General features: G+C 70.3%; 11 protein-coding genes and 3 pseudogenes. 8 read left to right on the top strand and 6 right to left on the bottom strand.

The window, feature by feature from the left end:
* The 5 genes and pseudogenes from ABT367_RS38325 to thpD form a co-directional block, all read left to right on the top strand.
* Positions 1-135 (top strand): annotated as a pseudogene (locus ABT367_RS38325) (alanine--glyoxylate aminotransferase family protein); the annotation flags it as partial.
* Positions 136-440: 305 nt separating this feature from the next.
* Positions 441-968, top strand: coding sequence for a diaminobutyrate acetyltransferase (ectA, locus tag ABT367_RS38330; protein ID WP_352258212.1), 528 nt, complete (start codon positions 441-443; stop codon positions 966-968).
* On the top strand, positions 965-2,233 hold the full coding sequence (gene ectB / locus ABT367_RS38335; RefSeq protein ID WP_352258214.1) for a diaminobutyrate--2-oxoglutarate transaminase: 1,269 nt from the start codon (positions 965-967) through the stop codon (positions 2,231-2,233). The genes ectA and ectB overlap by 4 nt, the downstream gene beginning before the upstream one ends.
* 51 nt (positions 2,234-2,284) lie before the next feature.
* Positions 2,285-2,689 carry an ectoine synthase gene (locus tag ABT367_RS38340; RefSeq protein ID WP_165336632.1) on the top strand — a complete coding sequence of 135 codons (405 nt, stop codon included), beginning with the start codon at positions 2,285-2,287 and terminating at the stop codon, positions 2,687-2,689.
* A 69-nt stretch (positions 2,690-2,758) separates the two neighbouring features.
* The gene (thpD, locus tag ABT367_RS38345) at positions 2,759-3,655 is read left to right on the top strand and encodes an ectoine hydroxylase (RefSeq protein WP_352258216.1); all 897 of its coding nucleotides are present in this window, start codon (positions 2,759-2,761) and stop codon (positions 3,653-3,655) included.
* 82 nt (positions 3,656-3,737) lie between these two features.
* On the opposite strand, the gene ABT367_RS38350 is transcribed toward thpD, so the two are convergent.
* The 5 genes from ABT367_RS38350 to ABT367_RS38370 all read right to left on the bottom strand — a co-directional run bounded on the left by ABT367_RS38350 (position 3,738) and on the right by ABT367_RS38370 (position 8,717).
* A complete protein-coding gene (locus ABT367_RS38350; protein WP_352258218.1) occupies positions 3,738-4,838 on the bottom strand; it encodes a maleylpyruvate isomerase family mycothiol-dependent enzyme in 1,101 nt (366 codons plus the stop codon).
* Between the two features lie 48 nt (positions 4,839-4,886).
* Entirely contained in the window at positions 4,887-5,483 is a 597-nt protein-coding gene (locus tag ABT367_RS38355) for a sigma-70 family RNA polymerase sigma factor (protein ID WP_352258220.1), read from the bottom strand.
* 293 nt (positions 5,484-5,776) lie between these two features.
* Entirely contained in the window at positions 5,777-6,817 is a 1,041-nt protein-coding gene (locus tag ABT367_RS38360; protein ID WP_352258222.1) for an aminotransferase class V-fold PLP-dependent enzyme, read from the bottom strand.
* A 142-nt stretch (positions 6,818-6,959) separates the two neighbouring features.
* On the bottom strand, positions 6,960-7,670 hold the full coding sequence (locus ABT367_RS38365) for a DsbA family oxidoreductase (RefSeq protein WP_352258224.1): 711 nt from the start codon (positions 7,668-7,670) through the stop codon (positions 6,960-6,962).
* Positions 7,671-7,739: 69 nt separating this feature from the next.
* Positions 7,740-8,717 (bottom strand): GlxA family transcriptional regulator, encoded by a 978-nt coding sequence (locus ABT367_RS38370; protein ID WP_352258226.1) that lies wholly within the window; start codon positions 8,715-8,717, stop codon positions 7,740-7,742.
* A gap of 71 nt (positions 8,718-8,788) precedes the next feature.
* On the opposite strand from ABT367_RS38370, the gene ABT367_RS38375 reads away from it, so the two are divergent.
* From ABT367_RS38375 to ABT367_RS38385, 3 genes and pseudogenes are all read left to right on the top strand, one after another.
* Entirely contained in the window at positions 8,789-10,228 is a 1,440-nt protein-coding gene (locus tag ABT367_RS38375) for an MFS transporter (protein ID WP_352258228.1), read from the top strand.
* 46 nt (positions 10,229-10,274) lie between these two features.
* Positions 10,275-10,427 (top strand): annotated as a pseudogene (locus tag ABT367_RS38380) (AbrB/MazE/SpoVT family DNA-binding domain-containing protein); the annotation flags it as partial.
* A gap of 97 nt (positions 10,428-10,524) precedes the next feature.
* The gene (locus tag ABT367_RS38385; RefSeq protein ID WP_352258230.1) at positions 10,525-10,740 is read left to right on the top strand and encodes a hypothetical protein; all 216 of its coding nucleotides are present in this window, start codon (positions 10,525-10,527) and stop codon (positions 10,738-10,740) included.
* A gap of 4 nt (positions 10,741-10,744) precedes the next feature.
* Here ABT367_RS38385 and ABT367_RS38390 read toward each other — a convergent pair.
* A pseudogene (locus ABT367_RS38390) lies at positions 10,745-10,975 on the bottom strand (aldehyde dehydrogenase (NADP(+))); the annotation flags it as partial.

The raw sequence follows: 10,975 nt of genomic DNA on the forward strand, positions 1-10,975 counted from the left end.
CTCGCGGCCGGCGGCGGGGCGCTCGCGCACGAGATGATCCGCGTCAACCACTACGGTCCCGACGCACGCACCGAGGTCGTGGAGCGTGCCCTCGCGGTGCTCGGGGATGCGGTCCGAAAGATCCGGTCCTCCTGAAATGCGGCAGCTTTAAGCACCCTGACGCACTCCTAATTCCATAAAGAATTCATGAAAACGGGAAGCGCATTAACGTGCAGCTTCCCGTTTTGCTTCTGCCCGCTTTCCCGGGACCTAAACGCAAAGATTTCGTGTACATCTCAGCCCTGTGACCGACTCCACATCGCGTCCGATTCGGGCGCTAAATCCCGCTCAAATCAGCCCAAACCTGCCGAGCCTCGCCCGCGCGGATAACAGATCCGGGCGTCTGATGTAACCCCCAAGGCCCATGCGATTTCGATTTCCTCTCGGTAAATTCAATCCGCATGACCACTGCACAGGAATTCCGGCTCGACAGCCCTGGCGTGAAGGACGGGGCAGCACTGTGGCGTATCGCCCGTGACTCGAAGACGCTCGATCTGAACTCGTCGTACAGCTATCTGCTCTGGTGCCGTGACTTCTCCGGCACCTCGGTGGTGGCGCGGGGCGAGCAGGGGGAACCGGTCGGCTTCATCACCGCGTACATACGACCCGAGCGCCCGCACACCCTGCTGGTGTGGCAGGTGGCCGTGGACGCGGCCCACCGGGGCCGCGGGCTCGCCGCGACGCTGCTCGACGGACTCGTCCGCCGGGTCGTCGACGTATACGACGTGACCTCCGTCGAGACCACGATCACGCCCGGGAACACCGCCTCCGAGCGCCTGTTCACCTCGTTCGCCGAGCGGCATGGCGCATCCGTCGAGCGCGAAGTGCTGTTCAGCGCCGAGGAGTTCCCCGACGGCAGCGCCCACGATCCCGAAGTGCTCTACCGAATCAGCCCCCTGACGACGCTGACGACCAAGGAGTCCCTGTGACCATCACCCAGCCCGACCTCAGCGTGTTCGAGACCCTCGAGTCGGAGGTCCGCAGCTACTGCCGCGGTTGGCCGACCGTCTTCGACCGCGCTCAGGGCAGCAAGATGTACGACGAGGACGGCCATGAGTACCTCGACTTCTTCGCCGGAGCCGGATCACTCAACTACGGGCACAACAACCCGGTCCTCAAACGCGCCCTGATCGACTACCTCGAGCGCGACGGCGTCGTCCACGGTCTCGACATGTCGACGACGGCCAAGCGCGCCTTCCTCGAGACCTTCCAGGAGACGGTGCTCCGGCCCCGTGACCTGCCGTACAAGGTCATGTTCCCGGGCCCGACCGGCACCAACGCGGTGGAGTCCGCGCTGAAGCTGGCCCGCAAGGTCAAGGGCCGTGAGTCGATCGTGTCGTTCACGAACGCCTTCCACGGGATGTCCCTCGGCTCACTCGCCGTGACCGGAAACGCCTTCAAGCGGGCCGGCGCCGGCATCCCGCTGGTGCACGGCACCCCGATGCCCTTCGACAACTACCTCGACGGCCGCACCCCGGACTTCATCTGGTTCGAGCGGCTCCTGGAGGACTCCGGCTCGGGCCTCAACCAGCCCGCCGCGGTGATCGTCGAGACCGTGCAGGGCGAGGGCGGCATCAATGTCGCGCGCACCGAGTGGCTGCGCAAGCTCGCCGATGTCTGCAAGCGCTGGGACATGCTCCTGATCGTCGACGACATCCAGATGGGCTGCGGCCGCACCGGCGGCTTCTTCTCCTTCGAGGAGGCCGGCATCGTGCCGGACATCGTCACGGTCTCGAAGTCCATCAGCGGTTACGGACTTCCCATGTCGCTCTGCCTGTTCAAGCCGGAGCTCGACATCTGGGAGCCGGGCGAGCACAACGGCACCTTCCGCGGCAACAACCCGGCCTTCGTCACCGCCGCCGCCGCGCTCAGCGCGTACTGGGCGGACGGCGAGATGGAGAAGCAGACCCTCGCCCGCGGTGAGCAGGTCGAGCAGGCCATGAAGGCGATCCGCGCCGAACACCCCGACGCCACGCGGGAGTACCGGGGCCGCGGTCTGGTGTGGGGTCTGGAGATGGCCACCCCGGACCACGCGTCGAAGATCGCCCGCCGCGCCTTCGACCTGGGGCTCCTGGTGGAGACCTCGGGTCCCGAGAGCGAGGTCGTCAAGCTGCTTCCGGCGCTCACCATCACCCCGGAGGAGCTGGACGAGGGCCTGCGCATCCTGGCCCGCGCCATCCGCGAGACGGTCTGACCGCCCCGGCACCCGCACCCGTATCCGTACAACCTAAGGAAGCAATTCACCGTGATCGTCCGCTCGTTCCAGGAGATCGAAGACACCGACCGGCATGTGAAGTCCGCGTCCGGCACCTGGGAGTCCAAGCGCATCGTGCTCGCCAAGGAGCGCGTGGGCTTCTCGCTGCACGAGACCGTCCTGTATGCCGGTACGACCACGTCCATGTGGTACGCGAACCACATCGAGGCCGTCGTCTGCACCGAGGGCGAGGCCGAGCTGACCAATGACGAGACCGGCGAGAAGCACACCATCACGCCCGGTGTGATGTACCTGCTCGACGGGCACGAGAGGCACACCATGCGGATCAAGAAGGACTTCCGCTGCCTGTGCGTCTTCAACCCGCCGGTCACCGGCCGCGAGGACCACGACGAGAACGGGGTGTACCCGCTTCTGACGGAGCCCGACCCCGTCTGAACCGCCGTCGGCCCCCGTCCAGCCACACGGCAACCACAGGACCGTACGAGAGGAATGGAAGGCACCACCATGACCACCGCACCCGAACGCACCGACCTGTACCCGACCCGCGCCACCAATGAGGTGCTCACCGAGCGGAAGGACCCCGTCGTGTGGTCCCCGCCGGGGGCCCCGGGGCCGATGTCGCCGTCGGAGCTGGGAGGGTTCGAGCGGGACGGGTTCCACGCGATCGAGCAGCTGATCACGCCGGACGAAGTGGGCGTGTACGCGGGCGAGTTGGAGCGTCTGATCGCCGATCCGGCGATCCGTGCCGACGAGCGCTCGATCGTCGAGCCGAAGTCGCAGGAGATCCGCTCGGTCTTCGAGGTGCACAAGATCAGCGAGGTGTTCGCGCGACTGGTGCGCGACGAGCGGGTCGTCGGACGGGCGCGGCAGATCCTCGGCTCGGACGTGTACGTCCACCAGTCGCGGATCAACGTGAAGCCGGGCTTCGGGGCCAGCGGGTTCTACTGGCACTCGGACTTCGAGACCTGGCACGCCGAGGACGGTCTGCCGAACATGCGGACCGTGTCCGTCTCGATCGCGCTGACCGAGAACTACGACACCAACGGCGGGCTCATGATCATGCCCGGCTCGCACAAGACGTTCCTGGGATGTGCGGGTGAGACGCCCAAGGACAACTACAAGAAGTCGCTGCAGATGCAGGACGCGGGCACGCCCTCGGACGAGGCCCTGACCCAGCTGGCGGACCGGCACGGGATCCGGCTGTTCACGGGCAAGGCCGGTTCGGCGACCTGGTTCGACTGCAACGCGATGCACGGCTCGGGCGACAACATCACGCCGTACCCGCGCTCGAACGTCTTCATCGTGTTCAACAGCGTGGAGAACGCGGCGGAGGAGCCCTTCGCGGCTCCGATCCGGCGGCCGGAGTTCATCGGGGCCAGGGATTTCACCCCGGTCCGGTGAGGTGATCCGGCCGGGGGCCCGGGGGTTGTCCCCCGGAGGATGCAGCATCGGGGCGCGGGACTTCACCCCCGTCAAGTAGGGCTCAGAGCCAGGCGATCCGGGCGGCACGCTCCAGTACGGAGCGTGCCGCCCGCTCGTCTCCGGCGAGGCCGCGGGGGACCTCGCCCGGGTCGTAGCGGCCGGCCAGGAGCAGACAGAAGTCGACCGGGTCCAGGACGAGTTCGGCCGCCACCGGCTCGTCCTCCGAGCCGAGCACCCACTCCCCCTCGGAGCCGTGCCCGGCCACCGTGAGCAGGACGGATACGGAGTCGTCCGCGAGCGCGAGGTCGAGGATGCGCACCCCGAGCCGGACCATGCGCCACAGGAGCGGGTCGGGCGGGGTGGGCACCGGACGGCCGAGTGCGCGGCCGATGTCGTCGGTGTGGATCCAGGTCTCGAAGCCGCGCACCACGTAGTGGTCGGCGATCGGGAGGCGTACCCCGAGCAAGGTCGTGGCCTGCGCGGCGAGTTCGGGGTCGGTGGCCTGCGGGGCGCCGAGCAGCGCGGCGGACTGTTCGCGCCAGGCGGCGACGGTCCGTGCCGGGCTGTGGGTCCGCTCGTGTGCGATCACCTCGGCCGTACGGTGCGCCCACTGCTCACGCCAGGAGAGGTCCCGCGGAGGTTCGCCGCGTGGCGCGCGACCGGGGAGTCCGAGCCGCAGCGCCAGGGATTCGTCGGCGGCGAGGAGGTGCGCGACCGTGGCGTGCACGTCCCAGTCGTGCACGACCGGGGTGCTCCAGGGCCCCTGCTCCCCCAACTCCCGCAGCAGCGCCTGCAGTCCGGCCACGGCGGCGGCGTACGGCGCGGCATGACCGGCCGTGCTCGGCGCCGCGGGTCGCTGCGCCAGTACGGAGGCGAGCAGGCGGCCTCGTACCTCCTGGCCGCCGTCCTCGTACGCGGCCGCCTCACCGGTCGCGGCCCGGTCGATGCGCTCGTAGGCCAGTGCCGCGTCGCCGCCGTCGAGCAGCCGGACGGTGTCGCGCAGCCGGCTCGCCTCCCCCGCGCACCATTCGCACTCGGCGAGATGGCCGAGCAGGCGCGGCTCGTCGGAGGGCAGTACCGCGCCCAGGGCCCATGCGCCAAGCATTTCCCGTACGCCTTCGTGGTCGGAGCCCATCGTGTGCCCTTCTCTTTCCGTGCTCACTTCACGCACCTGCTTCTTTGCGCACTTCGCGCAACCGCTCCCCTCACGTCACGCCCCCCGCTCCACTGCCGTGTCCGGCGGTTCGGCGAGGGTCGCGGCGAGCCGGCGTAACGCGGTGCGCAGCCGGGTCTTCGCGGTGCCTTCGGGTATGCCGAGTTCGGCGGCCACCTGGCGGTAGCTGTGCCCGGCGAAATACGCCAGATGCACGGCCTGGCGCTGCGGCAGCGGGAGTTCGGCGAGCGCGGAGTGGAGCAGCAGCGCACGCTCCATGTCGACGACCGCCTCGTCGGGCCCGGGGCCGGGCGCGGGGATGGCGTGCAGCGCCGCCTCGTCCGTGTGCGCGGCCTTGCGGTGGCGCTCCTCGGCGCGCACCCAGTCGACGGAGCGGCGGTGGGCCAGCATCGACAGCCAGGTGCGCAGGGTGCCGCGCTGCGGATCGTAGGTGTACGGACGGGACCACAGGTGCGCGAACACCTCCTGCGCCACGTCGTCGGCGGCGCCCGGCGCATGCGTCACGCGCAGGGCGATGCGTCTGACGAGCCCGCCGTACACGTCGTACGCCGCGGCCAGGGCGGACTCGTCCCCGTACACCAGACGCCGGTGCAGTTCGGCGTCGCTCGCCGCCTGACTGGTCTCCACCGGCACCGCCTCCTGGGGCCCGTCGTCACATTCCCTCCCCCGAGCTCTTCGAGCAGGGGGCACCCCCAGTCGCCCCGAGGGGGCCTGGCGGCGTCTGGTGGGTGCGATCGCAAGGCGCCGGAAGGTCCGTGCAGCGGAGCTACTCGGGCCTTTCGGCAACGCGGTGTGGGGGTCCCCCCTGCTCGAAGAGCTTGGGGGAGTGCGTGCCAGGCGTCGCCAGGCAGGCGGGAATTGACGACGGGCCCCAAGGCATTCGTAGCGCCTCGGTGAGGTGGACGCCAGGGTGAGGCGGAAAGGGGCTACGCCAAGCTGTGCAGGAGGCGGTCGACGTCGTCGGAGGAGTTGTAGAGGTGGAAGGAGGCCCTCAAGTTGCCCGCGCGGTCCGAGACTTCGATGCCCGCCGCGCTGAGCTGCGGCTGGCGTGCGCCGAGCCCCGGTACGGAGACGATCGCCGAGCCGGGCGCCTCGACCGGGGTGTGCCCGAGCTCGGCCAGACCCGCGCGGAAGCGGTCGGCGAGGGCCGCGTCGTGGGCGCGGACCGCCGGGATGCCGAGGCGGTCGAGCAGCTCGAAGCCGGCCACGGCTCCCGCGTACGAGTAGAGGCTCGGGCTGATGTCGAAGCGCCGTGCGGAGTGGGCGAGTTCGGCCACGGGGCCGTAGCAGCTGTCCCAGGGCTGCTCGCCGGCCACCCAGCCCGCGAGCAGCGGGGTGAGGCCGCCGAGGTCCTCGGGGACCACGAGATAGGTGATCCCGCGCGGGCCCATCAGCCACTTGAAGCCGACGGCGACCAGGAAGTCGGCCTGCGGCAGCGGCAGCCAGCCCGCGGACTGCGAGGCGTCGACGAGGGTGCGGGCGCCGTGGGCGCGGGCCGCCTCCCGTACCGCGTCGACCGCGGCGATCCGGCCGTCTGCCGACTGGACCTGGCTGAAGGCGACCAGGTCGGTGCCGGGGCGGACGCTGTCCGCCAGTTCCTCCAGGGCGACGGTGCGCACCTTGAGGCCCGGGCGGCTGTGGAACGGGTTCACGAGCGAGCTGAAGTCGTCCTCGGCGAGCAGGACTTCGGCTCCGTCGGGCAGCGAGGCCGCGATCAGGCCCGCGTACACCGCGACGGAGGCGCCCGTGGCGACCTGTCGCGCGGGGACGCCGGCGAGCCGCGCGAACGCGGCCCGCGCGGCCTCCACGTCACGGAAGTGGTCAAGCGGGCGTCCGGCCGCGGTGGCCTGTACGCCCTCGTGCATCGCGGCGACCCCCGCGGCGGGGATGAGACCGGTGCTCGCGCTGTTCAGATACGTCGTCTGCGGCGCGAAGGCGTCGCCTCCCAGGCGCTCCATGGTGTCCATGGGAGCCATGCTGGTACGGGACGAACTCCCCGTCCATTGCGCAGATTTACACGGTCGCCCTTAGTGATGCTTATGGGTGCGGCCTGACCTGGCCCTTCGTGGTCCGGGCCAGGCCTGCCCCACCGCGTATCCGTGGCCGGTGTCAGCCCTGCGGCACCGCGCATCCGTCGGGACCGCACGCGTCCGCACCGCCCTGGTCGATCACCTTGAGCGGCGAGCGCTCGCCCCAGGCCTGCTGCAGCGCCTGTGTGAACACCTCGGCGGGCTGGCCGCCGGAGACGCCGTACTTGCGGTCGAGGACGAAGAACGGCACGCCGGTGGCGCCGAGTTCGGCCGCCTCGCGCTCGTCGGCGCGTACGTCGTCGGAGTAGGCGTTCTCGTCCGCGAGCACCTCGCGGGCCTCGGTCTCGTCGAGGCCGGCCTCGACGGCGAGCGCGACGAGCACCTCCGGGTCGAAGACGGAGCGCTCCTCGGCGAAGTTGGCGCGGTAGGCGAGCGCGAGCAGCTCGTCCTGCCTGCCGCGGGCCTTCGCGAGGTGCAGGAGGCGGTGGATGTCGAAGGTGCTGCCGTGGTCGCGGCCCTCGGTGCGGTAGCCGAGGCCCTCGGCGTGCGCGTTGGACGCGACGTGCTCCTCCATGGCGCGGGCCTCCTCGAGGGTGCGGCCGTACTTCTTGGCGAGCATGTCGATCACCGGGGCGGTGTCGCCCTTGGCCCGGCTCGGGTCGAGCTCGAAGGAGCGGTGCACGATCTCGACGTCGTCGCGGTGCGCGAAGGCGGCGAGACCGTCCTCGAAGCGCTTCTTGCCGATGTAGCACCAGGGGCAGGCGATGTCGCTCCAGATCTCGACGCGCATGGTGTTCTCCAGGTCAGGGGGCGTCCGGTCGGATAGGTGAACGTTGAACCGGACGGGTTCATTCCCTGGTCAGGCGGAGGCGAGCCGGCTGAACTGCGACCGGTAGGCACTCGGCGTCAGACCGGTCCTGCGGACCACGTGCTGGCGCAGGGAGTCCGCCGTGCCCAGGCCGCACGCACGGGCCACCTGGTCCATGGGGAACGTGGTCGTCTCCAGAAGCTCCTTCGCCCGCTCGATGCGCTGATGCAGCAGCCACTGGAGCGGGCTCATACCCGACTCGGCGTGGAAGCGGCGGGTGAGGGTGCGCACGCTGACGCCCGCGTGCCGGGCGAGATCGGTCAGGGTCAGCGGCTCGTCGAGGTGGCGCATCGCCCAGCCGCGGGTGTCCGCGCAGGCGGTGCCGCGCTCGGGCGGCAGCGGGGTCTGGGTGAACTGGGTCTGCCCGCCCGGCCGCACCGGTGCGACCAGTGCGAGGCGGGCGACGGTGTTGGCCGCGGCCGCCCCGTAGTCGGTACGGATCATGTGCAGGCACAGGTCGATCCCGGCCGCATAGCCGGACGAGGTCATGACCTGGCCGTCCTGCACGTAGAGCACGTCGCCCTGCACATCGAGCGCGGGATAGCGCAGCCGCAGCTCCTGGGTGAGCTGCCAGTACGTGGTCGCCGAGCGGCCGTCGAGCAGTCCGGCCTCGGCGAGCACGAAGGCGCCGCTGCAGATGGAAGCGATGCGCAGGCCTTTGGTCGCGGACTCGCGTACGGCGTCTACCGTGCGGGGGTCCGGCAGATAGCGGTGGCCGGTGCCGGCGATGAGCACGGTGTCCGCGCCTTCCAGGGCCTCCAGGCCGAGCGGCACCTCCAGGGTGAGGCCGCCGGTGGTCACGATCGGGCCGGGCTCCGGGGTGCAGACCACCACCTCGTATCCGGGCACGCCCTCGATCTCGACCTTCTCGAAGAGCATCTCGGGGATCGCCAGATTGAACATCGAGACAGGTGAGGGGGCGATGACGACGATCCGGTGCGGTCGCCGCAGCTGCTGTGTCGGCGTCATGGCCAGAACCTCCGGACGTATGGCAATCAGGCCACTACTGTACGCCCCGGCAGATCGCCAAGGTAGAGGGCATGGCTCTCCAGACCGCAGACGACGACGCCAGCTCCAGGGCTCAACTGCCCACGCCAGCACGCTCTTCCCACATAGCCGAGCGGCCTGAAATCCGGGTATCCCGGGGTTTCTGGGGGCTCCTATTCGTCGCCCCCAGCCCCGCGCTCACGCTGCTTGCCGCGCTGCTCGGCTTCTTTCTGATCATCCTCGACGTGTCGGTCGTCAATGTGGCCCTGCCGTCGATGGCCGATTCGCTGGGCGCCGGCATGACGGGGCTCCAGTGGGTGGTGGACTCGTACACCCTGGCGCTTGCCGCGCTGATGCTCTCGACCGGCGCCTTCGCGGACCGGATCGGTGCGACGAAGGCGTACGGGATCGGTGTCGCGCTGTTCACCGCGGCGTCCGTGGCCTGCGGTCTGGCTCCGAACCTCGCCACCCTGACCGGCGCGCGGGTCGTGCAGGGTATCGGAGCCGCGATCGTGCTCCCTGCCTCGCTCGCGCTGGTGCGGCGGGCCTTCCCCGACCCCGCCAAGCGGGCCCGCGCCGTCGCGGCCTGGGCGGCGGGCGGTTCGGCGGCCACCGCGTTCGGACCGGTCGCGGGAGGTGCGCTGACCACCGCATGGGACTGGCGCGGGATCTTCTTCATCAACGTGCCGTTCGGTCTGCTCGCCCTCGCACTGCTGCTGCGGGCACCCCGTTTCGAGCGCCGCCGTACGCCACTGGACCTGCCCGGTCAGATCAGCGCGACGGTGGCCCTGACCGCGCTGGCGTTCGCGGTGATCGAGCGCGGGACGGTGGGTGTGATCGCCGCGGTGGTGGCCGTGGTGTCGGCGGTGGTGTTCGTCCGCGTGGAACGCCGCCACGAGCACCCGGTGGTCCCGCTCGCCCTGTTCCGCAATCGCACGGTCGCGGTGATGGTGGCGACGGGCGCGGCGGTGAGCGTCGCGTTCTACGGGATCGTCTTTGTGTTCAGCCTCTTCTTCCAGCAGGTGCAGGGGCGTTCGGCGCTCACGGCGGGTCTGATGTTCCTGCCGATGACGGGTCTGATCGCGGTGTCCAACATCGTCGCGGGCAAGCTGGCGGGGCGCTATGGGCCGCGGCTGCCCATGCTGATCGGTCAACCGCTCGCCGTGGTCGGCCTGTTGCTGCTGCTCCTCGTGGGCGAGGAGAGCTCGACCGTGATGCTGGCGCTGATCATGATGCCGCTGGCCATCGGCTCGGCACTGACCGTGCCGCCGCTGACCGCCGCGATCCTGGACGCCGTACCGGCCGAGCGCGCCGGCCTCGCGGCGGGCGTCCTCAACTCCGCCCGCCAGGTGGCGGGTGCGCTGAGCGTGGCCGGGTTCGGGGTGCTGGTCTCGGGGTCGTTCGTGGTCGGTCTGCACGCGAGCGTGCTGATCGCGGCGGCGTTCCTCGCGGCGACGGCCACGGCGACGGCATTGCTGCCGCGGCATGGGTGAGACGCTCGACGGGTTGGCCAGACCGTCTTCAAGGGAAGCTGCCGGCATGACTCCCGAGAAGCGCCGCCGTAGGCCGCACCTCGTCGCGACGCCCCTGCGCAAGAAGGGCGTCATCACCATCGCGCAGGACATAAGGGATCAGCTCGGTCTCCGCGAGGGAGACCAGCTCGTCGTGGCCGTCGAGGACGGGCGCATCGTCCTCACGCCCGCCTCCGTCTTGCCAGATGACCAGGCGTGGTTCTGGTCGCCCGAGTGGCAGGTGAGGCCTGACCGCGGAGCGGAAGACCGCGTTCCTCGTGGCCGTCGCCCAGTTCGTCGCCGATCTACGAGCCGGCGCCGGCTTCCGGCGGGGCCTGCGGGTCAAGAAGACGCAGGGCTACGACGACGTCTGGGAGATGTCGTGGGCCCCGGACGGACGGGCCACGTTCCACTACGGCCCGTCCGTTCCCGACGGTGAGCCGCACGTGGTGTGGCGCGGTATCGGGACCCACTCCAACTTCACGCGCCCCTGACCACTCAGCCCTCGCGGACCCCGTCCACCACGCGCGGCAGCTCCAGCGGATTGTCGTCGCGCAGTTCCGGCGGGAGCAGGGCCTCGGGGGTGGTCTGGTACGCGACCGGGCGCAGCCAGCGTTCGATCGCCGAGCTGCCGACGGAGGTCGACGTGGAGGTGGTGGCCGGGTACGGGCCGCCGTGCTGCTGGGCCGGGGCGACGGCCACTCCGGTGGGCCAGCCGCCGACGAGGAC

This window comes from Streptomyces mesophilus, assembly GCF_040300965.1.
In the GTDB taxonomy this organism is placed as follows: Bacteria; Actinomycetota; Actinomycetes; order Streptomycetales; family Streptomycetaceae; genus Streptomyces; species Streptomyces mesophilus_A.